This window comes from Gilliamella sp. CG13 (genome assembly GCF_046635805.1).
Classification (GTDB): Bacteria; Pseudomonadota; Gammaproteobacteria; order Enterobacterales; family Orbaceae; genus Gilliamella; species Gilliamella apicola_I.
In genome coordinates, this window is sequence record NZ_JBIDFM010000001.1 from 802,549 (window position 1) to 825,338 (window position 22,790).

General features: G+C 36.3%; 20 protein-coding genes. 10 read left to right on the top strand and 10 right to left on the bottom strand.

All coding sequences use genetic code 11. The features are described from left to right. Nucleotides 1-16: 16 nt before the first annotated feature. The 5 genes from ACGH6R_RS03675 to ACGH6R_RS03695 all read right to left on the bottom strand — a co-directional run bounded on the left by ACGH6R_RS03675 (nucleotide 17) and on the right by ACGH6R_RS03695 (nucleotide 5,170). Nucleotides 17-1,303, bottom strand: a complete 1,287-nt coding sequence (locus ACGH6R_RS03675) for an ABC transporter permease (protein WP_267351686.1) — start codon at nucleotides 1,301-1,303, stop codon at nucleotides 17-19. A gap of 23 nt (nucleotides 1,304-1,326) precedes the next feature. Beyond that, a complete protein-coding gene (locus ACGH6R_RS03680) occupies nucleotides 1,327-2,577 on the bottom strand; it encodes a Fe-S-containing protein (RefSeq protein ID WP_411598933.1) in 1,251 nt (416 codons plus the stop codon). Between the two features lie 98 nt (nucleotides 2,578-2,675). After that, the gene (locus tag ACGH6R_RS03685; protein ID WP_267351689.1) at nucleotides 2,676-3,242 is read right to left on the bottom strand and encodes an iron transporter; all 567 of its coding nucleotides are present in this window, start codon (nucleotides 3,240-3,242) and stop codon (nucleotides 2,676-2,678) included. A 77-nt stretch (nucleotides 3,243-3,319) separates the two neighbouring features. Further along, on the bottom strand, nucleotides 3,320-4,525 hold the full coding sequence (locus tag ACGH6R_RS03690) for an FTR1 family protein (protein ID WP_411598934.1): 1,206 nt from the start codon (nucleotides 4,523-4,525) through the stop codon (nucleotides 3,320-3,322). 6 nt (nucleotides 4,526-4,531) lie between these two features. Then, nucleotides 4,532-5,170 (bottom strand): nitroreductase family protein, encoded by a 639-nt coding sequence (locus ACGH6R_RS03695; RefSeq protein ID WP_065559077.1) that lies wholly within the window; start codon nucleotides 5,168-5,170, stop codon nucleotides 4,532-4,534. A 453-nt stretch (nucleotides 5,171-5,623) separates the two neighbouring features. Here ACGH6R_RS03695 and ACGH6R_RS03700 point away from each other — a divergent pair, with 453 nt between their 5' ends. Both ACGH6R_RS03700 and ACGH6R_RS03705 read left to right on the top strand, forming a co-directional pair. Next, entirely contained in the window at nucleotides 5,624-6,580 is a 957-nt protein-coding gene (locus ACGH6R_RS03700; RefSeq protein WP_267351695.1) for a TIGR01212 family radical SAM protein, read from the top strand. A gap of 63 nt (nucleotides 6,581-6,643) precedes the next feature. Continuing rightward, a complete protein-coding gene (locus ACGH6R_RS03705) occupies nucleotides 6,644-6,973 on the top strand; it encodes a DUF2645 family protein (protein WP_411596944.1) in 330 nt (109 codons plus the stop codon). Between the two features lie 340 nt (nucleotides 6,974-7,313). Here ACGH6R_RS03705 and ACGH6R_RS03710 read toward each other — a convergent pair whose 3' ends face one another. Next, nucleotides 7,314-7,784, bottom strand: coding sequence for a hypothetical protein (locus ACGH6R_RS03710; protein WP_267351697.1), 471 nt, complete (start codon nucleotides 7,782-7,784; stop codon nucleotides 7,314-7,316). 227 nt (nucleotides 7,785-8,011) lie between these two features. Here ACGH6R_RS03710 and ACGH6R_RS03715 point away from each other — a divergent pair, with 227 nt between their 5' ends. Genes ACGH6R_RS03715 through ACGH6R_RS03725 form a run of 3 tightly spaced genes read left to right on the top strand, consistent with a single transcriptional unit; the run spans nucleotide 8,012 to nucleotide 11,579 of the window. Continuing rightward, complete coding sequence (locus ACGH6R_RS03715) at nucleotides 8,012-9,136, top strand: glycosyltransferase family 4 protein (protein ID WP_267359084.1); 1,125 nt, start codon at nucleotides 8,012-8,014, stop codon at nucleotides 9,134-9,136. Then, a complete protein-coding gene (gene rfaP, locus ACGH6R_RS03720) occupies nucleotides 9,129-9,932 on the top strand; it encodes a lipopolysaccharide core heptose(I) kinase RfaP (RefSeq protein WP_411598935.1) in 804 nt (267 codons plus the stop codon). Before ACGH6R_RS03715 ends, rfaP begins: the two co-directional genes overlap by 8 nt. Nucleotides 9,933-9,947: 15 nt before the next feature. Further along, nucleotides 9,948-11,579 (top strand): DUF2813 domain-containing protein, encoded by a 1,632-nt coding sequence (locus ACGH6R_RS03725; protein WP_411598936.1) that lies wholly within the window; start codon nucleotides 9,948-9,950, stop codon nucleotides 11,577-11,579. Between the two features lie 54 nt (nucleotides 11,580-11,633). Here the strand turns inward: ACGH6R_RS03725 and ettA are convergent, their stop codons facing one another. Further along, nucleotides 11,634-13,301 carry an energy-dependent translational throttle protein EttA gene (ettA, locus tag ACGH6R_RS03730; protein ID WP_267351704.1) on the bottom strand — a complete coding sequence of 556 codons (1,668 nt, stop codon included), beginning with the start codon at nucleotides 13,299-13,301 and terminating at the stop codon, nucleotides 11,634-11,636. A gap of 230 nt (nucleotides 13,302-13,531) precedes the next feature. Here ettA and ACGH6R_RS03735 point away from each other — a divergent pair, with 230 nt between their 5' ends. Next, nucleotides 13,532-14,392: a hypothetical protein gene (locus ACGH6R_RS03735; RefSeq protein WP_411598937.1), complete on the top strand. Its 861-nt coding sequence runs from the start codon at nucleotides 13,532-13,534 to the stop codon at nucleotides 14,390-14,392. 53 nt (nucleotides 14,393-14,445) lie between these two features. On the opposite strand, the gene nfsB is transcribed toward ACGH6R_RS03735, so the two are convergent. Further along, nucleotides 14,446-15,090, bottom strand: coding sequence for an oxygen-insensitive NAD(P)H nitroreductase (nfsB, locus tag ACGH6R_RS03740; protein ID WP_267351708.1), 645 nt, complete (start codon nucleotides 15,088-15,090; stop codon nucleotides 14,446-14,448). Between the two features lie 448 nt (nucleotides 15,091-15,538). Between nfsB and leuA the strand changes: the two genes are divergently transcribed. From leuA to leuD, 4 genes are all read left to right on the top strand, one after another. After that, nucleotides 15,539-17,086, top strand: coding sequence for a 2-isopropylmalate synthase (leuA, locus tag ACGH6R_RS03745; protein WP_411596951.1), 1,548 nt, complete (start codon nucleotides 15,539-15,541; stop codon nucleotides 17,084-17,086). Nucleotides 17,087-17,155: 69 nt separating this feature from the next. Further along, the gene (gene leuB, locus ACGH6R_RS03750; protein WP_267351712.1) at nucleotides 17,156-18,235 is read left to right on the top strand and encodes a 3-isopropylmalate dehydrogenase; all 1,080 of its coding nucleotides are present in this window, start codon (nucleotides 17,156-17,158) and stop codon (nucleotides 18,233-18,235) included. A gap of 68 nt (nucleotides 18,236-18,303) precedes the next feature. Further along, nucleotides 18,304-19,713 (top strand): 3-isopropylmalate dehydratase large subunit, encoded by a 1,410-nt coding sequence (leuC, locus tag ACGH6R_RS03755; RefSeq protein ID WP_411598938.1) that lies wholly within the window; start codon nucleotides 18,304-18,306, stop codon nucleotides 19,711-19,713. Between the two features lie 10 nt (nucleotides 19,714-19,723). After that, nucleotides 19,724-20,326 (top strand): 3-isopropylmalate dehydratase small subunit, encoded by a 603-nt coding sequence (gene leuD, locus ACGH6R_RS03760; RefSeq protein ID WP_411598939.1) that lies wholly within the window; start codon nucleotides 19,724-19,726, stop codon nucleotides 20,324-20,326. Nucleotides 20,327-20,648: 322 nt separating this feature from the next. Here leuD and ACGH6R_RS03765 read toward each other — a convergent pair whose 3' ends face one another. Both ACGH6R_RS03765 and lptB read right to left on the bottom strand, forming a co-directional pair. After that, nucleotides 20,649-22,064 (bottom strand): RNA polymerase factor sigma-54, encoded by a 1,416-nt coding sequence (locus ACGH6R_RS03765; RefSeq protein ID WP_411598968.1) that lies wholly within the window; start codon nucleotides 22,062-22,064, stop codon nucleotides 20,649-20,651. Beyond that, the gene (lptB, locus tag ACGH6R_RS03770; protein ID WP_065559064.1) at nucleotides 22,064-22,789 is read right to left on the bottom strand and encodes an LPS export ABC transporter ATP-binding protein; all 726 of its coding nucleotides are present in this window, start codon (nucleotides 22,787-22,789) and stop codon (nucleotides 22,064-22,066) included. Before lptB ends, ACGH6R_RS03765 begins: the two co-directional genes overlap by 1 nt. Between the last annotated feature and the right edge of the window lies 1 nt (nucleotide 22,790).

Sequence of the window (22,790 nt, forward strand, 5' to 3'; positions counted from 1 at the left end):
GATTTTGACCTTTCAATTACCGTCCATGTAAAACATCAGTTGGGCGTAAAAACATCATAAAACGCAATGCCGGTAAACTTCCCATAAACGTAATAAAACTCACCATAATCAATACCAATGGGATGATGAGCATTTTAGGCTCAATAAAAGAACCAAATACCGTGTGACCAATAATCTGTGCAAAGCCAAGACCGATAAAATAGCCGAAAATTCCGCCTAATAATGCAATAATAAAAATCTCGGTTAATACAAGCATTGCAACAGCTTTATTGGTTGCGCCAAGTGCCTTTAAAAGTCCGATTTCAGTACTCCGCTCAATGACATTAGCAGTCACTAAATTAGAAATAGCAAGTGCTGAACAAATTAACGATAGAACCGTTAATAAAAGCATTAATAACTGCGTTTTTTGTAAAATAGATCCCTCTGATTCGGCGACTTGCATAATGGCTTTTACTCGCACATCTGGCATCAACTCTTCTATTTGATAGGCGATCGAACTGATATATGCTGTACAATACCAAGTATCCCATTCAGCTCTTGATAAGCTATTGGGATCTTGCGCTGCTTTACGAGCCAATTCATTCTCTGGCGTTGTTAATGCACTCACTTCGACCCGTTCAACAAGCCCTTCTTTATTGGCTAAGTGTTGCGCAACAGGGAGAGAAACATACAGTTGAGAATCCTCAATTCCGCCACTATGAAAAATGTTATTTATGGTCAATGTAATCGTATTTTTAGTGTGTGGCGAAATCAGTTCAATAGTATCGCCGATTTTTAAATTCCACTGTTTAGCGACTGTCTCGCCAACCATCACTCCTTGCAAGTTATCATCTTGCATGGCGCTTCCTTCAATCGTCCACCATGACTTCATCGCTAACATCCCCGTATCCACTTCATCGCCCGTTGGAATATTAAGATGCTTATTAAACCATGTTCCGACCAGAGTAATTGGTTTATCATTAAAGGTTGCTTGTGTGGTGAAATATGGGGCAAAATCAACAATATTATATGCCCAGAAAATCATTTTAATTTTGACTAAATCATCTTGCTTGATATATTGAATAGTGGCTTGATTTTCATCATTATCAATTTGATACAGTTCACTAACCAAAGCCGTTCCACGTGGCACAATGTTTAAATTAGCGCCATAGGCTTTAAGTTCTTGATTCACTTTATCACCTACATCAAACATGACATTCAACATGGCGGTTGCTAACGATACTCCTAAAGCAACGGTTAATGCTATCAAAAACAGCTTCTTTTTTTGACGAACTAATACGCTTAGTAACATTGTGCGAAACATATCTTCTTCCTTTGGGAAACCATTTACTTAAAGCGGCTTTTTTCTGCTTCAAGGTGAGCTGTACGAATTACCATGTTTCCGTCAATAATTTCATATTTAAGTGGAACCGGATTACAACCACCTGAAAATCCGATAGTGGCAATATTCATAACGACATCACATAAAATACAAACGACTTGATTGCCACGCTGATAATAACCACTTGCACCACAAATATCACAAGCATCAAAACCTACTCCATAAGCATTTTCACTCTTCTTGATAACGATAAAACGTACTAGCGTTCCATCGCTTGCTTGAAAACCATACCGATGCAAATTGCCGTCATTGACTTGAGTAAGTGGGATAACAACTAAGCCCTCTTTATTTGCTGAAACCGGTTCAGCTGGCGTTAACTCTACCCCTTTTTCAAATATATAACGCGCACGTGTAACGGTATAAGCGGTCATTGCCATGCCAGCCATGAGTAATAACGAGGTTCTTCTATCTGTGCGTAGCTGTGCTTTAAGTTTACGAATCTGAGCCGGATTACTTCCTACTAACGAAGTCGTTTTAGATTTTATATATAAAATAACCGTGAATAACAGCACAATTGCCATAAAAATAAATGTAAATAAATTGACATGTGCCAGAATAAAAATAACTAAATCCATCATCCATTTTTGTGTGGAGATAAGACGTCGGACAATTAAAATTTGAAGTAAATTAATGCTGTTTGCAATCGTGTATATCAGCAAGGATAAAACAGAAATGGTAATAACCCATTTAGTTGATAACCGTTCACATATTCGACACGTAAATTGACCAATTAATACCGCTAATAGCAACGCAAAACCATAACCAATCCATTTAAACAAATAATCATTATTAAAAATCGACTCCATTCCTACATCAAATTGGAAAGGATAAAGCATTAGATTAGGTAAGCACTGTGCCATTATTAATCCAATTGCCAATATGAATAAACCATTAAATATGCGGTTAAAAAATAGCGCCGACGAGCGGACTTGTATAAGTATAATAATTAACAACGGGATAGTAATAACTAACCAACAAATAATGACACCAAGATCATAATATTCACGCACTGCAAATGCCGTGTTACGTTTTAAAATGGTATAAGTTAATGCAACAATTGAGCCTAAAATAAAACCGACAACGATAAATGTTTTGATAGGACGGGGATTGAATTTAGTCAGTAGCGCACAAAGCAACGCTATCATAATTGCGGGAACAAAAGTATTATCAGTGACGTTGATAAGGTATTGAAGCATAATAATTGCCTAGCCATTACAATTTATTATTGACGAGTTTAAATCTCGTCAATAATGGAGTACTTTTTTAAAATTTTCTTATTGTTACAAAACAAAAGTTACCAAGCTCGTGGGATATAATCAAAGTCCCAAGATACTTCAATAGGTTTGCTCCAGAAACGACCTTCTACGCCAGTTTCTTGGTCTACATGTAATAAGTAACCTTGTTTTTCTGGATTTTCAATAGTGAAGGTAACTTTATATTTTCCAGCTCCATCAAGTTTAACATTATTACCATAGTGAGGACCGTCAGAAGCATTCATCGGCATGAAATTACCTTCGATTGTTTTATCACTACCTTGTTTTTGAATTTTATATTTTACGGTTAAGTAAGGAACAAAATCACCGACACCATATCCTAAATTATTATCAGCTGTAGCTGAAATGTCAGCTTCAAGGTGCATATCCGATTTTGATGCAGGTAGTCCTCCCATTCCAGCGGGTTCCATATCCACTGGTTGGAAATATACGGCACCGATATGCAAAGGCCCTACCGTCACTTCATCACCAATAGGAAACTCTTCAAACCCTTTTTCTTCACCAGGTGCTGGCGCTGATGCAGCATACGCAAACGAAGATATTGCAAGTATTGACGAAATTCCTGCGGTTAATAATATTTTTTTCATTTCAAACTCCTCTAATTTTAACTACTCTTTATTACGAAATAACTAAATTGCTATCGCTACCAATACTTGCTTTTTTTCTATTTTTTCCGTCTTTTGAGATACTTTGTTTTATAGTACGAAATGGAAAATGCAACGACTATCACCATGAAGATTTGTGGGAGTAATGTTTCAACAGTTGGATATATTCCAAGCACTTCAATTGAGCGTACAAAATCAACGGGGGTTACATGGATAATATCAGCTTCTTGTAACTCTTTGACACCACCACCGGCAAAAGCAATAGCCATGATATACATTAATATACTCGTGCCAATAAAAAATGGTTTAAGAGGCAGTCTCATTGTTCCAAAACGAATGATAATAAAGATTACGGCTAATACTAGCGTTCCGATTGCTAGCCCATACCAAACCATGTCCATGTGTTCTTTACTTTCACTCAACATAGCTTGATAGAATAAGATTGTTTCTGCACCTTCGCGGAAAACCGCTAAAAAGGCAGCAAATCCTAATGCAATACTACTGCCTGAAGATATAGCACTTTTCACCTTGCCTTCTACATAATTTTTCCAAGCTTCTGCTTCAGCTTTTGAAAACATCCAATTACTTATGAAAAATAAGACCACTGTCGCTAATAACATTGCGACACCTTCAATAATCTCTTGATTTGCCCCGCTAAGATTGACAATGGAATTAAGTGCAATTGCAGCAAGGACACTAGCAAAAACGGCGAAAAGTGAACTCATATAGACAACTTTCACCATTTGAATATTTCCTGAACGCACTAAGTAGGCCGAGATAGCAGCTATCACTAATATTGCTTCTAAACCTTCCCGGAAGATAATGATAAATGAAGCTAACAACACACTCCAACCGCTCTCTTTTTTGCCGTCTAATTCGTTAGCATCTTCATGAAGCATTTTCAAAATGACATCGATCTCGGCACGAACAGTTTTATTTGAAGCACCATCTGACATTAAACGCTTAATTTTTGCGAATTGATATTCAGTATCGGTTCCACGCTTACCCGAAATATAAGACATAACTGCGCGTTCAACACCGTGTTTTTCATAAAAACCAAAATAAGCATTATTAACACGTGCTTTAGCCTTTTCAGGATCTTTCATAAAATAGAGATCATAGGCATCATTAAGAATGACATCCATTTCGTCAATAATCGCATTCCATGTTTCATATTTTTTTTCAGCTGCATAAGATGAAGAAACAAAAGCAACTACGCTAACAAAAAATAGCAATGTTAGCGTTAAATATTTTTTCACAGCCATAATCTCTTATTTTCCTAATAACATTAAACCTATTGGTTTATTGTCTGAAGGTAACTGCAATTCTTGACTAATAACGTCTGGTTTGATGGCATGAATATAACGTGCACTTAAATCCAAAGCCGCTGAAGCCAAGTAGACGTTTTGACTCATCGCACCTACAGCAATATTGCCAAAATTATTAGCTTTTTCTTCTTTGATATTATTAAATGCGGCTGAATCAGTAACGAAAATCAGCACATAATTAGCTCGTTTTACAAAATTTTGTAAACCAACATCGGCACGAATATCTTTATTGTTTATTTCTTTTAGATAGTGCCCTTCCCACTCATACAAAAAGGTTCCTTTTTCACTTGCAACATAGATTCTTACATAAGGTTGTTTACCCGTACCCATTGGAACAGTCCATCCCGTTGTTCCTCGATTCAAGCCACTTGCAGCCCAAAGCACAGTAGAAAGCTCTTCATCCGAAATTTGTCCATTAGGAAAACCAGGACCAGGTGTTGATGACCGTTTTGTTAAACTTTCAAATAAACTCATGCCATCTTTTGTTTGAGGAGCAGGTAAAGTAATATCGGCATAACATAGAGAGATAGAAAATAATGATGAGAATAAAATGACAACTATTTTTCGCACAATATACTGCATAATTACCTCTGACATTTTTGTAATCTAATGGAGGTGCTATCTTATTGCTAATAATTCCAATTATCAATACAAACTATCATTTTTATCATTAAAGTAATAAGAAAATTAGCGATAATTTTTTAACGTATTGATTTGTAATCACCTATTTTTTAAAAAAACGTTAATACCTTTAATCCGATTAAATTACCTTTACTTAAATTTTTTTATAACTAACTTTAATCTTATTTATTACTGAAATGTTATAGACACTTTGTTATCATTTACACAATTTTTAATTCAAAATTAAATGCTTCTTCTCGAAATCTTTGTTTGCAGGCTAGGGACATTGATAAAAGTCCTTTTGAAAGGTAGATTTTTATTAGCAAATGCGTACAAGAATAGAAAAAATTTGCCACAAGTTGAATTTAATTCATTTGCTTCGTAAAATAGCCAAAATTTTATTTTTGGCTGATTATGCAACTTCATTTAGTCGTTAATACATTTGGTTCTGACCTGCAACGCCGTTACGGCGAAAAAATTTATAAACTGACTTTACATGGTGGTTTTAGTTGTCCTAATCGTGACGGAACTATCGGTGTTGGTGGTTGTACCTTTTGTAATGTCGCCTCGATCATTGATGAGTCCATTCAAGTAAAAACGATTTCACAGCAGCTTGCCCAACAAGCGCATCAGATGAAAAAATCCAAGCGCTATCTTGCCTATTTTCAAGCCTATACCAGCACTTATGCCGAAGTTGAAATACTCAAAAATATGTATGAAGAAGCACTCAATAGTGCGGATATTGTCGGTCTTTGTGTCGGTACTCGCCCAGATTGTGTGCCAGATGAAGCGCTGAATTTACTTGCCAGTTATCAAGCAAAAGGCTTCGAAGTTTGGCTTGAGCTTGGCTTACAAACGGCTCACGATAAAACGTTACACAATATTAATCGTGGACATACATTTGATGTCTATCATCAAACGGTGCAAAAGGCTCGTCGTCTTGGTATAAAAGTTTGTACTCACTTGATCATTGGTCTGCCTAAAGAAACCAAGCAGGATAATTTAATGACGCTTGATAAAGTGTTAAATAGTGGTGTAGATGGTTTAAAACTGCATCCGTTACATATCGTTGAAGGCAGTATTATGGCTAAAGTGTGGCGTGCAGGTCGGCTTGACATACTCTCTTTAGAGCAGTATGTCGATATTGCTGGCGATATTATTAGGCAAACACCAGCCCATATTTTGTATCACCGCATCTCTGCCAATGCTCGTAAACCTACCTTACTTGCCCCTGATTGGTGCGAAAATCACTGGCAATCAATGAATGCTGTAGACCAAAATTTAAGGAAATTTGGTGCTCAAGGTAGCGCGATTAACGACACATATCATTGTAAGCAATCTAAAGATTCAATTGACAATTTAGGCAGTTAGCGGTTTAATTCCTAACAAAGATTTTAAAAAAACAACATAATTTAAGGATTCTATTTTTTAAGGATGAAAACATCAAGAGTTAACATTGCATCTAAAAGATTTGCAAGCGTTGTTAAAGTTAATATTCTTCCATTTATATACTGTATTTTTTTATTTTTTTTAATAAAGATTTTTTCAGCAGATAAATATGAATGGTTGGTCGATTCAGGCGTGTTCAATAATCTATGTCAATTACCAGTAGGTGGACGATTAACAACTGAACCCATCATTGTTTTAATTCCCTGCTTTCTTATTTTATTTTTACTCAAAAATAAAATGATCCGATACACATATATGTTAATTGTGCTTATCTATCTTTTGTGGTCTTTTTATTTGCGTTTCAATTGGTGCTAAAGGTAAAATTAAAAAGTCTGTTTAGATAATTTGTTTTTAACAGCCCCATTAAGGTTTAATTTTGCTAATAAAGCTTTGGAGTACAATTTTGTGAAAATTAGATCCTTTATGCTATTAAAAAGGATCTAAAACGGCATTAAGAATCAATATCAACGTTGATAGAATTGCCCACAACAATGCATGTTAACGTATTAGTATGAATTAAAATAAAAGTGTAAAGATCGTTAGATTGTGGAACCGAAATAAAGAATAACCAAAGCGAAATTACCGATTTAAAATCATTTAACATCGCTTTGGTTCATTAAGATTTAGGGGGATTTTCAATAAAAATGATTCAAATCTAAACTTTTGAATGATTGTCTAAACGTTCATTTATATCGCTGACAATTTTAGATAATGTTTCACGCTCTAAAAGAGAAATATCAATTTCACACTCTTTGTTATCATACTTAATGCATAATGTTTCATTAACACTACAAAATAATACTAATAATCCTAATGGCAGTAGTAAAATAGATAGAATGATTTGCCCAATATCCCCAAAATGTGAAAACAAATCGATAATTTCTTTTATTCCTAAACAGACTATTATTGCGCCGATCAATCCGCCTTTAAGATTATATGTACGAGTAATGGAAAGAGAATGAATACTTTTTATTGGAATTTCTCTTTTTTTACCGGCAAGATTGGATAAAGGATTCTTGCTAAAAGAATTAGTTAATTCATCAATGTTGACAACATCATCATTAATTTCAATTTTAGTTTTCTGCCAAGGCGTTAGCAGTGATTGTTTGAATTGATGTACGACCATTTTTTTCCTTGTTATAATTTTTAGATAAAAATAAAGAGTTAACTTTATGGGCGCAGAATATTATCATTTAAAAATCATTCAAACAATAAAATTCATCATATTTTTAAATTAAAAGCGCAAGCAAAAAACGACCTATTTTTTCGCTAAAAACTAACGATAAAATCTATTTTTTGTACCTTGTCTAGCAACAAGTATATAATATGCCTTTCACACTTGAGGCAATGTGCATGCAACTCGCTTTTTGTATCTATAAATATTTTCCTTTTGGTGGTCTGCAACGTGATTTTTTGCAGATTGCTAATGCTTGCTTAGCTCGTGGACATAAAGTTCGTGTCTATGTGATGGACTGGCAAGGCGATAAACCTGTCAATTTTGATATCATCTTAGTACCCAAAAAAGGGCTTTCAAACCATCATCGAAACCAAAATTATTATTATTGGGTAAAAACACATTTACAAACGCATCCTGCTGATTGTGTTGTTGGTTTTAATAAAATGCCTAATTTGGATGTCTATTTTGCAGGCGATACTTGTTTTGCAGAAAAAGTGTCACATAAGGGCTTTTTTTATCAATTATTACCACGCTGTAAGCATTACTTGGCATTTGAAGATGCGGTATTTAATCCACATCACCACACACAAATAATGGCTCTTACTAAACAGCAAATACATGACTTTGAAAAGTATTATTACACCCAACCTTCACGTTTTTCATTACTACCACCTGGTATTGCACAAAATCGTCAATATAATTCTGATTCACCAATAAAACGTCAACTATTTAGACAAACCAATCAGATAAATCAGGATGATTTTGTCATAGTACAAATTGGTTCAGACTTTAAACGTAAAGGGGTTGACCGTACATTATATGCGATTGCTGCATTGCCTGAAGACTTAAAACAAAAATTGGTTTACTTAGTTGTAGGACAAGACAAAGCTGATGATTATCAAAAATTAGCTAAACAGCTTGGTATTTTACCGCGAGTTCGCTTTTTTTCGGGTCGTGATGATATTCCTGATTTTCTATTTTCAGCCGATTTACTGCTGCATCCGGCAAGACAAGAAGCCGCAGGTATGGTATTAGTTGAAGCATTAGCAGCAGGTGTACCGGTCATTGTATCTGGCATTTCAGGTTATGCCTATCATATCCACGATGCTAATGCTGGCGTTGTACTTAACGAACCGTTTGTTCAATCTGAACTCAATCAAGCCGTCTATCATGCCATCACGGATAAACAACAATTGTTAACTTGGCATAATAATGCCATCCACTATGGCGAAACAGCGGATTTATATCATTTGGCTGAACGTGCCACAGACATTATTTTAGGTTGTAGACATTATGAATGAAATCAAACTTAAATCACCGTTCGATCAGATATGGAAAAATAAAGATCCGTTTACTGAAGTTGAATTGATTTCGGGCACTATCTATCGAGCAGTTAATCAACGAAAAACATTAAATTTTGAACAAGATGGACAATCATATTTTATTAAAATTCATCGTGGTACAACAATAAAAGAGATCTTAAAAAATCTGTTATCATTCAGATTGCCCGTTTTAGATGCCAAACAAGAATGGGATGCAATACATCGTTTAGAGCAAGTGGGTGTCAATACGATGGATGGACGCGCTTTTGGGCGTAAAGGTTTCAATCCTTTTACCCGTCACTCCTTTATTATTACCCATGATCTTAATCCTGCTATTAGTTTAGAAGATTTCACACAATCATGGGCGACAACACCGCCTAGTTATCACTTAAAGCGTTCATTAATTATTTATCTGGCAAAAATGATCGCCAATATGCATGCAGCAGGTGTTAATCATCGTGATTGTTATCTGTGCCATTTTTTACTTGATTTACCACTGTTTGAAAATCATCAACAACTAAAATTGTCGGTTATTGACTTACATCGAGCACAAATTCGTCAGCAAGTACCCACCCGCTGGCGTGATAAAGATCTGATTGGACTCTATTTTTCATCCCGCAATATTGGCTTAACAACGCGAGATATTTGGCTATTTTTAAAAGTTTATTTTAATAAGCCGTTAAAAACAATTTTACGAGATGAACACAAGTTGATTAGTCACACTCAACAAAAAGCAGAAAGAATTCGTAAACGTACGGAAAAATATCATCTTTAGCAATAAGGAGATACTATGTTTATTGAACAAATCGATATTGAAGGATTTCAAGGAATAAGCCGATTATCATTAAAATTAAATTCACAAGCCAGTGTTCTGATTGGTGAAAACCGTTGGGGACGTTCAAGCTTAATCCGTGCACTAACCCTTTTATCACTGGATAAAAAATTTTATCAATTTGTTGATTCCGATTTTTATCACGATAAACATGAAAATTATGGCAATAAAATTAGTATTACTGCAACTTATTGCGAATCTTATGAAAATGAGCTGAATAACCAAAGTCATCAACCTTTACAAGCTGTTGCTTATCAAATAGAACAAGATAATTTTAGACGAATTACTTATCAACTCACGGCTAATAAACACAATACAAATATTATTAGCCAACATAATTTAGTTGATTATCACAACAAGCGCTATACGCTTTCCGATCCAGATTCATTCATTGCAACCCTTATTGAACTTAATCCAGTAGTCGCCCTTAAAAATGCAACGAATACGCCTAACCTACCTGTCACCAATCAACCTTTATCAGAATATTTTATAGATCAACTTTCTAAACAGTTACACGAACACTCAGCACAGTTAAGTCAAGATGAATTGCAACAAGGCTTAAAAGCTGGACGTGCTTTATTAGAATACTATTTTGGCAATCCTGAACAACGTTATCAAAATGTCGCAAAGAAAAATAGCCCTCGTAGTGAAGATTGGAATTCACTTGAACGCATTAATAATATTTTAGATGAGCTTGATAATCGCTATTTACGGACAGCTTTGTTAGATATTTTCGGCTCTATTATGATTGCCAAAAGTGATAATCCTTTAACGCAAAACGCAGTACCAATTTTAATTTTAGAAGAGCCAGAAAGCCAACTTCATCCAATTATTTTATCAATTGGTTTCCGATTACTAAAAAATCTACCTACACAAAAAATCATCACCTCCAATTCAAGTGATCTCGTTTCTCTCTTTCCATTAGAAAATATTTATCGGTTGATTCGTCTACCTGATCAGATAGTGACAAAATATATTGCACCAAATTCATTAAGTGTTGATGATAACCGTCGAATCTTATTTCATGTTCTCTATCGACGGGCAAGTGCTATCTTTGCACGTTGCTGGCTATTAGTGGAGGGTGAAACGGAAGTCTGGTTACTACGAGAACTCGCAGAACAAAGCGGATATCATCTTAGTTCTGAAGGCGTGCAGTTACTGGAATTTGCTCAATGTGGTTTAAAACCATTAATTAAGTATGCCAATAAAATGGGGATTCACTGGTATGTCATTACCGACGGCGATATGGCAGGTAAAAAATATGCTGAAACGTTAAAATCTTTGTGTCCTTCGGATAAAGACCCGAATGAGTATTTAACTATTTTGCCCGCTCGAGACATCGAGAATTTTCTTTTTAAAAATGGTTTTAGCCATGTGTATAAATTAGCGGCCTATCATACTGTTGAATATATTGATTTGCCCGTCCATAAAATTATTCAAAAAGCGATCCATAATAGCTCAAAACCTGATTTAGCGATTGCAGTTTGTGATGATGCAAAATCAAGAGGAGTAAAATCGATTCCTCCTCTTTTAATTGACGCTTTTTCGAAAATAATTAAAGCCTCAAATAATCTCGATCCAACATTATAGCCAGTTAAGTCCCTGTCATATTCCGCCGTGGTTATCGGCGGAAGTCGATACAACCTATTTTGCTATACGTTTGTATTTGGCACGTTTCGGCTCTAAGGCTTCTGCCCCTAAAGTCCGTTTTTTCCACTCTTCATATTCGGTAAAGTTACCTTCAAAGAACTCCACATGCCCTTCATCTTGGTAGTCTAAAATATGGGTTGCAATACGATCTAAGAACCAACGGTCATGCGAAATAACTAATGCACAGCCCGGAAACTCTAATAACGCATTTTCAAGCGCTCGCAGTGTTTCAACATCTAGGTCATTGGTTGGCTCATCGAGTAATAGTACATTACCACCAACTTGTAATAACTTAGCTAAATGCACCCGACCACGTTCACCACCAGACAACTCACCAACTCTTTTTTGCTGATCAACGCCTTTAAAATTAAAACGACCAACATAGGCACGGCTTGGAATTTCGAAGTTACCAATACGCATAATATCTTGCCCATTTGAAATTTCATCCCAAACAGTCTTATTATCATCCATACTGTCACGGAATTGATCGACAGAGGCAAGTTGTACGGTATCACCTAATGTGATAGTTCCTGAATCTGGTTGTTCTTTACCCGATAGCATTCTAAATAGCGTCGATTTACCCGCACCATTTGGACCAATGATCCCAACAATCGCCCCTTTAGGAATACTAAATGACAGATTATCGATTAATACTCGATCACCATAGGATTTAGTTAAGTTTTGCACTTCGATAACTTTATCACCTAAACGTTGCCCAGGCGGAATAAAGAGTTCATTAGTTTCATTACGTTTTTGGTAATCGTTGCTATTAAGCTCTTCAAAACGGGCTAGACGGGCTTTGCTTTTTGCTTGGCGACCTTTTGGATTTTGGCGTACCCATTCAAGCTCTTTTTCAATCGATTTACGGCGAGCAGATTCGGTTGCTGCTTCTTGCGCTAATCGCTGATCTTTCTGTTCAAGCCAAGATGAGTAATTACCTTCCCATGGAATACCTTCGCCACGGTCTAGCTCTAAAATCCAACCAGCAACATTGTCTAAGAAGTAACGGTCATGGGTTACAGCGACTACAGTGCCTTCATAGTCATGTAAAAAGCGTTCTAACCATGCCACAGATTCAGCATCTAAATGGTTAGTCGGTTCGTCAATTAATAACATGTCCGGTTTTTCCAGCAATAACTGGCAAATAGCAACACGGCGACGCTCACCACCCGATAAATTTTCGATTTTTGCATCCCAATCAGGCAGGCGTAGCGCATCGGCAGCTCGTTCTAATTGATTATCCAGATTATGCGCATCTTGCGATTGAATAATTGCTTCAAGTTCAGCTTGTTCTTTGGCTAATTTGTCAAAATCAGCATCTGGATCAGCATAAGCCGCATAAACTTCATCTAAACGAGCCAATGCTTTTTTGGCATCACCAACAGCTTGTTCAATTGCTTCACGTACAGTTTGCTTAGGATCAAGTTTAGGTTCTTGCGGTAAATAACCTATTTTTATGTCCGGCTGTGGACGAGCTTCACCTTCAATTTCGGTATCCACTCCTGCCATAATTCGTAGTAATGTCGATTTACCTGCCCCATTTAAGCCAAGAACACCAATTTTAGCACCAGGGAAAAAACTTAAAGAGATATCTTTTAAAATATAACGTTTAGGAGGAACAATCTTCCCAACACGATTCATGGTATAAACATATTGCGCCATAAAACATCATCCGTTTGTTAAATTAATCATAGCCAAGTTAATTTTACTTACTATAAAAGTCATGCCGTATATTGTAACGATTCTGTCAATGGGGTCTAGGGTTATTTGTCGAATTGATTAGATTTATTCACTCTCTTTTATGTTTAACATGCAATATAATTGGTTTTATATATAATTAATAACCTATTAAATTGACAGTATGAGTGATAAAGACCATTTTAGGAGCAAGAATGAGTAACATCACAGTTAATTGCCATATTGATCGACAATATATTGTCGATACTTATTACGCGCTGCAAGATTGTTTGGATGATGAGTTTACACAAAAAATAGATGATTCAATTGCTGATAATATGCGTAATTTTACCTTCACCTTCGATAATGAAAAAATAGTGAAGCTAAATAACGATAAAAACGAAGTCAGTACTTTCTATTACTCTGATCTATATCAAATAAAAGAAACCACAACTGGGTTATTTTTTTTTTATAATAAGATAATTTTTGAATTTGTTCGTTATGATCTGTTTCAACAGGATGAGTTACTGCTGCTAAAAGATTATCTGGCTCCTTATTTAAGCAAAAATCAACAACCCGAAATAGCAACGATAAATTATCAATTTGACTATCAACGATTATATGTTTTATTTCGTCATATATCTCGCAATCATTACAAAACTACGTTGACTTTATCTATTTTCTTTTCCGTTTTAGGTTTGTTGGCGGCAATTATAAAAAATTTGCCACTGTCTGTATTAGCTTTCATATTAGCTATTATTTTATTACCTACGATACTTAATTTTAGTCTTAAACAGCAAGCAAGAAAACAGGTTTTAACATTAAATGAACGCTTTCGCAGTATGACCTGTATTTTTTATAATGATCATATAGCATTCAATTACCAAAAAAGAGTAGAAAATTATTTTAATATTAACTATGCTGAATTTTTCAAAATCGAGAAAACACCAAAAGGTTATGCGTTTTTTATACAGCAAGATATGGGTTATTTCTTTTTTTATGAAGAGTTTTCTTTTAAACAACAACAAGTGCTGGAAGAGAAACTGAAACACTATAGCAATTATTCAGAGAAGTAATACCATACCCTTTTTACTCATCCCACCTAATACGAGGTGGGATGTTAATCAGATTATAAGAAGGTGAAGATTTGATCTTTCGGCAGACGTGATTTAGGACGATGCGCATTACCATCATCTTGAGCACGATAACCTAATGTTGCAACCACAATGCTTTTCAATCCTTTGTTTTTAAGATCTAAAATTTCATCCATTTTTGCAGAATCGTAACCCTCTATTGCAGTAGAATCCACACCAATTGCCGCAGCGGCAAAAAGCAATTGCCCTAACGCAATATAGGCTTGTTTACCTTCCCAACACTGTTGCGATTCAGGTGTCTTGCTGTTTAAATTTACAAAATAACGTCGACCCTGATCTTGAGACGCCTTTAATTCCGCCGAAGGCAAACGTCCGTCTTTCTCTTCTTGATTAAGGAGATTGACTAAATGGGCTTCATCCAACGGGGTTTTAATGCAAAAAACAATAGTATGTGATGAGCCGGTGACACGTGGTTGATTAAAATCAGCTATTGCTGGCAAAATTTTATTTTTAGTGGCTTCGTTATCAATAACATAAAAATGCCACGGTTGAGAGTTAACCGAAGATGGACTGTTTCTTAATACTGTTAAAAGTTGTTCAATCACCTCAGCCGGAATTTTTTTAGTTGGATCATAATGTTTTGTGGTATAACGTTTTTCTGAAATTTCAACTATGTTCATTTTAATGTCCTTAATTAATGATTTAAATAATTAATACCATAAGAAATAGTATAACCAGAATGATAAGACGCTCAATATATTATTTTGATAGGACGAACTTTGAAAATTAGTCGAGAATAATAGTTAGAATAAGGCATAGACAATTTTAGTTTAGAATATTTTTTATTCATTGACAAATAATCGTTGACACATTCATCAGCATTTGGTAAAAATAACACCAATTTATTTTGTATAACTGTTGAATTTAGAGATTTTTATGTTTATTAACTTTTTAACTTACAACCTCAGCCTCCTCCTCGCATCATCTTGCGCGGATAGCTTGTGTTTGGAGTAAAAGTTTTAAATATAAAATACTCGACAAATTAACAATAACCCGCGCTAAAGTGCGGGTTTTTTGTTTTATAACGCTAAACACCGAGATAGCGCAAATAAGAAAAGGAAAAAAACAATGAGCAACCAAGTCATTATTTTTGATACAACATTACGTGATGGCGAACAGGCATTACAAGCAAGTCTAAGTGTAAAAGAAAAATTGCAAATTGCATTAGCTTTAGAACGTATGCGAGTTGATGTTATGGAGGTTGGTTTTCCTGTTTCTTCTCCCGGTGATTTTGAATCGGTACAAACCATTGCAAAAACCATCAAAGATAGTCGGGTTTGTGCGCTATCACGCTGTATTGATAAGGATATTGATGTTGCAGCTGAAGCATTGAAAGTTGCGGATCAGTTTCGCATTCATACATTTATGGCAACATCGACGTTACATGTACAAGATAAATTAAAAATGACATTTGATGATGTCGTTGACAGGGCTGTGCACTGCATTAAGCGTGCACGTAATTATACTAATGATGTGGAGTTTTCTTGTGAAGATGCAGGTCGTACCCCAATTGATAACTTATGTCGGATCGTTGAAGCGGCAATTAAAGCCGGGGCAACGACGATCAATATCCCAGATACTGTCGGTTATACTGTTCCTTATCAATTTGGTGGCATTATTCGTACCTTATTTGAACGTGTCCCGAACATTGATAAAGCGATTATCTCTGTTCATTGTCATGATGACTTGGGTATGTCGGTGGCTAACTCGATTAGCGCGATTCAAGAAGGTGCTCGGCAAATTGAAGGGGCGATGAATGGTTTAGGTGAACGAGCAGGAAACACCGCTTTGGAAGAAGTGATTATGGCGATCAAAGTTCGTCAAAATATCCTAAATGTTCATACTAACATCAATCATCAAGAAATTTATCGTACCAGTCAAATTGTCAGTCAAATTACCAATATGCCAATACCGGCGAATAAAGCCGTTATTGGCAGTAATGCTTTTGCGCACTCATCCGGTATTCATCAAGATGGTATTCTAAAAAACCGAGAAACCTACGAAATCATGACCCCCGAATCAATTGGGTTAAACCAAATTCAATTGAATCTTACTTCACGTTCAGGGCGTGCAGCGGTTAAGCATCGCTTAGAAGAATTAGGCTACCATGATACAGACTATAATTTAGATCAAGTTTATGAAGCTTTTCTTGAATTGGCAGACAAAAAAGGACAAGTTTTTGATTATGATCTTGAAGCATTAATATTCATTAATCAATTGAAAGATGAACAAGATCATTACAAATTAGATTACTTTAATGTTCAATCAGGTTCCACGGTCGTATCGACTGCATCAGTAAGCTTAATTATTGGTGATCAAAAATTCTCTGATGCAGCAACTGGTAATGGCCCCGTCGATGCCGTTTATCAAGCAATAAATCGTATTACTGGCGAACCTATTTCAATTGTTAAATATCAATTGGCATCAAAAGGTCAAGGCGAAAATGCGCTAGGTCAGGTTGATATTGTTGCTGAATATAAAGGTCGAAAATTTCACGGCGTTGGGCTAGCTACCGATATTGTGCATTCGTCAGCTTTAGCATTGATAAATGTCTTGAATAATGTTTATCGAGCAAACCAAGTTGCCGAGGAAAAACAAAAATTACATCATGATTGAGAACGAATCTTGTTTTGTTCATCAGGAACAAAATAACCAATTTTAATGAGATTGTTAAGGAATAAAAACATGTCACAAAATTACCATATTGCAGTATTACCTGGGGATGGAATTGGGCCAGAAGTCATGAAACAAGCCTATAAAGTGCTTGATATTATCCGTCAAAAATATCAACTTTCTATTACCACAAGTGAATACGATGTGGGTGGCGCAGCGATTGATATTCATGGCTGTCCACTACCTAATGACACACTGGAAGGTTGTGAAAAAGCCGATGCCATATTGTTTGGATCTGTTGGCGGGCCTAAATGGACACATTTACCCCCTGATCAACAGCCAGAACGTGGTGCATTATTACCACTACGTAAACATTTCAAATTATTTGCTAATATGCGACCAGCAAGTCTTTATCAAGGTTTAGAAGAACTTTGTCCTTTACGTGAAGACATTGCTAAACGTGGCTTTGATATTTTATGTATGCGGGAATTAACTGGCGGAATCTATTTTGGTTTACCCAAAGGACGTGAAGGCACAGGTGCCCAAGAAAGAGCTTATGATACCGAAGTCTATCATCGATTTGAAATTGAACGTATCGCAAAAATGGCTTTTGAAGCAGCTAAAATTAGACGTAAAAAAGTCACCTCGGTAGATAAAGCCAATGTTTTACAAACATCAATATTATGGCGAGAAGTTGTCACTGAAATTGCTAAAGATTATCCCGATGTCACGCTTGAACATATGTATATTGATAATGCCACTATGCAACTGGTGAAAGACCCTTCACAATTTGACGTGATTTTATGTTCAAACCTATTTGGCGACATTTTATCGGATGAATGTGCCATGATAACCGGTTCAATGGGAATGCTACCTTCTGCGAGTCTAAATGAGCAAGGTTTTGGGTTATATGAACCTGCTGGTGGTAGTGCGCCCGATATAGCAGGAAAAAATATTGCCAATCCAGCCGCCCAAATACTCTCTTTAGCATTATTAGTCCGTTATAGCTTAAAACGTGATGATATTGCTAAAGCAATTGAAAATGCAGTTAATCAAGCGCTGGAACAAGGCATCAGAACAATTGATTTAGCTCGAGGCGGTCAGTATGTTTCAACCGATGAAATGGGCGATGCTATCTGCCGTTTTATCTAACAAAATTTAATATGCTTAAGTTGAAAAAATTCGGTTAATCTTCAGGATAACAATAAAGGAATAAAGCAATGTCAACAAACCCAAAAACATTGTATCAAAAATTATATGATGCGCATGTTGTGTATGAAGCGCCAAATGAAACACCTATTTTATATATCGACCGTCACTTAGTTCATGAAGTGACCTCACCTCAAGCTTTTGATGGTTTACGAGCGATGAATCGAAAAGTGAGACAACCCCATAAAACCTTTGCAACCATGGATCATAATACCTCAACCAAAAGTAATGATTTAAATGCATGTAGCGAAATGGCTCAAATTCAATTAACTGAACTTGCCAAAAATGCTGAAGAATTTGGTGTTTCACTTTATGGGCTACACAGTCCATTGCGAGGTATCGTCCATGTTGTCGGCCCAGAACAAGGGATGACATTACCCGGTATGACAATAGTTTGTGGGGATTCACATACTGCAACACATGGCGCATTTGGCGCACTCGCTTTTGGTATTGGCACATCAGAAGTTGAACATGTATTAGCAACGCAAACCTTAAAACAAGGTCGTGCTAAAACCATGAGAATCGAAGTGAAAGGTCAAGTGGCCGACGGCATTACCGCTAAAGATATTATTTTAGCCATTATCGGTAAGACAACCAGTGCTGGTGGCACAGGGCATGTCGTTGAGTTTTGCGGTGAGGCCATTAAAGCCTTATCAATGGAAGGCCGTATGACACTATGTAATATGGCAATTGAAATGGGAGCTAAGGCTGGTCTGGTAGCACCCGATGAAGTCACCTTTGCATACTTAAAAGGTCGCCAATTTTCACCAAAAGGGGACGATTTTGACAAAGCGGTAGATTATTGGAAAACCTTAAAAACCGATGACGGTGCACATTTTGATCGTGTTGTTACTCTTGAAGCCAAAGATATTGCCCCACAAGTCACTTGGGGAACCAATCCCGGACAGGTCACATCCATTGATGCCGCCGTGCCAAACCCAAATGATTTTGCCGATCCCATTGAAAAACAGTCTGCTCAGCGTGCATTAACCTATATGGGATTAACCGCAGGGACAAAAATGAGTGATATCAAGATTAATAAAGTCTTTATTGGATCCTGTACTAATTCTCGAATTGAAGATCTCCGTGCCGCGGCAAAAATTGCTCAAGGACGTAAAGTCGCTAACGGGGTGCAAGCTTTGGTGGTGCCTGGTTCGGGGCCTGTGAAGCAACAAGCTGAAGCCGAAGGTTTAGATAAGATTTTTATCGATGCGGGTTTTGAGTGGCGTCTACCTGGGTGTTCAATGTGTTTAGCCATGAATGATGATAAATTAGCACCGGGGGATCGCTGTGCATCGACCAGTAATCGTAATTTTGAAGGGCGACAAGGTCGAGACGCCAGAACGCATTTAGTCAGTCCTGCTATGGCTGCCGCAGCAGCAATCACTGGCTATTTTACAGATATTCGCAAACCATTTTAAGGAGACGGTCATGGCAAAATTTACAACACACACAGGACTAGTCGTTCCTTTAGATGCGGCTAATGTTGATACCGATGCGATTATTCCAAAACAATTTTTACAAAAAGTAACTCGTACTGGATTTGGTAAACATGCTTTTCATGAATGGCGTTTTTTAGATGATATTGGCGAACAACCAAATCCAGAATTTGTGTTAAATAAACCTCGTTATAAGGGGGCAAGTATTTTATTAGCTCGTGAAAACTTTGGTTGTGGATCTTCTCGTGAGCATGCACCATGGGCATTAGCAGATTATGGGTTTAAAACGATTATCGGATCGAGTTTTGCCGATATTTTTTATAACAACTCGTTTAACAATCAACTATTGTTAGTGAATCTGTCAGAAGAAGATATTGATCAACTTTTCAAAATTGTTGAAGCCAATGAAGGAATCGAATTTACTATCGATCTGGTTAACGAAGTCGTGATTGCAGGCGATAAGCAATATCCTTTTAAAATTGATGCATTTAAACGCCATTGTTTATTAAATGGATTAGATAATATTGGTTTAACGCTACAACATGAAGATGCAATCAGTGCATTTGAATATAAAATCCCTTCTTTTTTAGCATAAGCTCTTAATGAAGATATCATCGCTTATTACTATTTAAGCGATGGTATATCACCTTTTTTTAAAATAAGTCAACCAATAACACTTCACTTAGATGACCAATATAATATATATTTCCGCAACTTATTTTTACATCAGAAAATTATGACCATAAATTGTTCATAAGGAATAAAAAGTAACAAAGAATATGACAATAAATCATCAAGATGAGTGAATTCAATTAAACAATCTAGCGATCATTTTCAATGGTTGATAGTTTTTGCTTCATCACCAGTCAGTAAAGTTATCCCCCCTAAATGATGATTGAATAAAATTAACGGTATAACTAAAGTTGTTTACGCTGATTTGACGGTGGAATAGATAACGCTTCTCGATATTTGGCGACGGTACGGCGTGCAATAATAATACCCTGATCTTCAAATATTGAGACTAACTTACTATCACTTAATGGTTTTTTTCGGTCTTCTGCTGAAATATATTTTTTGATTAAAGCTCGAATTGCAGTAGATGAGGCTTCGCCACCTGATTCCGTATTAACATGGCTGGAGAAAAAGAACTTGAGTTCAAATATTCCCCTCGGACATTGCAAATATTTTTGCGATGTTACTCTCGAAACAGTGGATTCATGCATATCAATTGCCGTGGCAACATCAGATAAAATCAACGGTTTCATCTGCTCTGTTCCATGCTCAAAAAAAGCTTGTTGATGTTCAACAATAAATTGACTCACTTTGAATAAAGTTTCATTGCGACTTTCAATACTTTTTATAAACCAATTCGCTTCTTGCAAATTTGCACGAATATATTGACTATCGCTATCATTAGCCGATTTTGCCATTTTCGCATAGTGTTGATTAATGCGTAGGTTGGGTATGGTATCAGTATTCAACTCAACCTGCCATTTACCCGCCACTTTTTTAACTAGTACATCGGGAACAACATAATCAGGTTGCGTCGTATTCAGCAGGTCACCAGGATAAGGATGTAAATGCTTGATAAATTCAATCGATGCTTTAAGTTGTTCCTCACTCACATTGAGTAATTTTTTCAATGTTCGATAATCACGGCTTGCCAATAATTCCAAATGATTATCAATTATCTGTTTAACTAATTTTGGGGCATCTAAATATTGAATTTGAATTGACAGACACTCTTGTAGCGTTCTGGCTCCCACGCCAATTGGGTCAAAATGCCAAATCCGCTTTAAAACAGCCTCAATTTCATCAAGCTCTATTTCAGCATTACCTTGCGCTTCAAGCAGTTCTTGAGTTGTCGCCGTTAAATAACCGCGATCATCAATGGCTTGAATGATTGAAATTGCAATGGCGCGATCAGTCTCGCTAAAAGGGGTAAGATCAAGTTGCCATTTTAGATAATCGTATAGCGTTTCATGAGTTTCACCCTGATAGATAGGTAATTCATCGTTACGATAATCCGAATAAGTACCAGACGGTGTCCCAGCTGAATAAATATCATCTAAGGATGCATCTAATGGTATATCCTCAGGTATTTCTGGGCTATCTAATGCTTCACGGGTATCTAAATTTTCAGTCACCGCACTTTCGTCAACGTTAATTTCGTCATAGTGTTCAGCAATTTCTAATAAAGGATTATTTTCAAGTGCGGTTTGAATTTCTTGTTGTAATTCCAAAGTTGACAACTGAAGTAATCGAATAGCAAGTTGTAATTGTGGCGTCATCGATAATTGTTGGGATACTTTCAGCTGAAAACTAGGTTTTATCATAGTCTAAATTCATTTCCTAAGTAAACGCGTTTGACATATTCGTTACTTAAGATACTACTTGGTGTTCCATCGGCAATCAAATGACCTTTATTGACGATATAAGCTCTTTCGCAGACATCTAAAGTTTCACGTACATTGTGATCAGTGATTAAAACACCAAGTCCACGATCACGTAGATGTTTTATTATATTTTTAATATCAATTACTGAAATCGGGTCAACGCCAGCAAAAGGTTCATCCAACAAAATAAATTTTGGATTAGCCGCTAAAGCTCTGGCAATTTCAACTCGTCGCCGTTCACCACCCGATAAAGATTGACCAATACTATCCCGAATATGCGTAATATGAAATTCTTCAAGCAGTTCTTCTGCTCTTTCTAATTTTTCATTTTTATCTATGTCTCGGCGAGTTTCTAAAATCGACATGATATTATCAATAACAGATAGTTTTCTGAAAATTGAGGCTTCTTGAGGTAAGTAACCTATTCCTTTTTGAGCACGTTCATGTAATGGTAAAATACTAATATCATCGTCATCCAGATAGATTTTACCCGCATCTAACGCCACTATACCAACGACCATATAAAATGTGGTTGTTTTACCTGCGCCATTAGGCCCTAGCAATCCGACTATTTCGCCCGAATTGACTGTTAAGCTCACATCTTCCACAACGCGCCGTTTTTTATAAACTTTGGCTAAATTTTCTGCCTTTAATATTGACATT

Excerpts from the sequence above, each read along its gene's own strand:
- ACGH6R_RS03675 (WP_267351686.1), bottom strand. The coding sequence starts at position 1,303 with ATGTTTCGCACAATGTTACTAAGCGTATTAGTTCGTCAAAAAAAGAAG.
- ACGH6R_RS03680 (WP_411598933.1), bottom strand. The coding sequence starts at position 2,577 with ATGCTTCAATACCTTATCAACGTCACTGATAATACTTTTGTTCCCGCA.
- ACGH6R_RS03685 (WP_267351689.1), bottom strand. The coding sequence starts at position 3,242 with ATGAAAAAAATATTATTAACCGCAGGAATTTCGTCAATACTTGCAATA.
- ACGH6R_RS03690 (WP_411598934.1), bottom strand. The coding sequence starts at position 4,525 with ATGGCTGTGAAAAAATATTTAACGCTAACATTGCTATTTTTTGTTAGC.
- ACGH6R_RS03695 (WP_065559077.1), bottom strand. The coding sequence starts at position 5,170 with ATGCAGTATATTGTGCGAAAAATAGTTGTCATTTTATTCTCATCATTA.
- ACGH6R_RS03700 (WP_267351695.1), top strand. The coding sequence starts at position 5,624 with ATGCAACTTCATTTAGTCGTTAATACATTTGGTTCTGACCTGCAACGC.
- ACGH6R_RS03705 (WP_411596944.1), top strand. The coding sequence starts at position 6,644 with ATGAAAACATCAAGAGTTAACATTGCATCTAAAAGATTTGCAAGCGTT.
- ACGH6R_RS03710 (WP_267351697.1), bottom strand. The coding sequence starts at position 7,784 with ATGGTCGTACATCAATTCAAACAATCACTGCTAACGCCTTGGCAGAAA.
- ACGH6R_RS03715 (WP_267359084.1), top strand. The coding sequence starts at position 8,012 with ATGCAACTCGCTTTTTGTATCTATAAATATTTTCCTTTTGGTGGTCTG.
- rfaP (WP_411598935.1), top strand. The coding sequence starts at position 9,129 with ATGAATGAAATCAAACTTAAATCACCGTTCGATCAGATATGGAAAAAT.
- ACGH6R_RS03725 (WP_411598936.1), top strand. The coding sequence starts at position 9,948 with ATGTTTATTGAACAAATCGATATTGAAGGATTTCAAGGAATAAGCCGA.
- ettA (WP_267351704.1), bottom strand. The coding sequence starts at position 13,301 with ATGGCGCAATATGTTTATACCATGAATCGTGTTGGGAAGATTGTTCCT.
- ACGH6R_RS03735 (WP_411598937.1), top strand. The coding sequence starts at position 13,532 with ATGAGTAACATCACAGTTAATTGCCATATTGATCGACAATATATTGTC.
- nfsB (WP_267351708.1), bottom strand. The coding sequence starts at position 15,090 with ATGAACATAGTTGAAATTTCAGAAAAACGTTATACCACAAAACATTAT.
- leuA (WP_411596951.1), top strand. The coding sequence starts at position 15,539 with ATGAGCAACCAAGTCATTATTTTTGATACAACATTACGTGATGGCGAA.
- leuB (WP_267351712.1), top strand. The coding sequence starts at position 17,156 with ATGTCACAAAATTACCATATTGCAGTATTACCTGGGGATGGAATTGGG.
- leuC (WP_411598938.1), top strand. The coding sequence starts at position 18,304 with ATGTCAACAAACCCAAAAACATTGTATCAAAAATTATATGATGCGCAT.
- leuD (WP_411598939.1), top strand. The coding sequence starts at position 19,724 with ATGGCAAAATTTACAACACACACAGGACTAGTCGTTCCTTTAGATGCG.
- lptB (WP_065559064.1), bottom strand. The coding sequence starts at position 22,789 with ATGTCAATATTAAAGGCAGAAAATTTAGCCAAAGTTTATAAAAAACGG.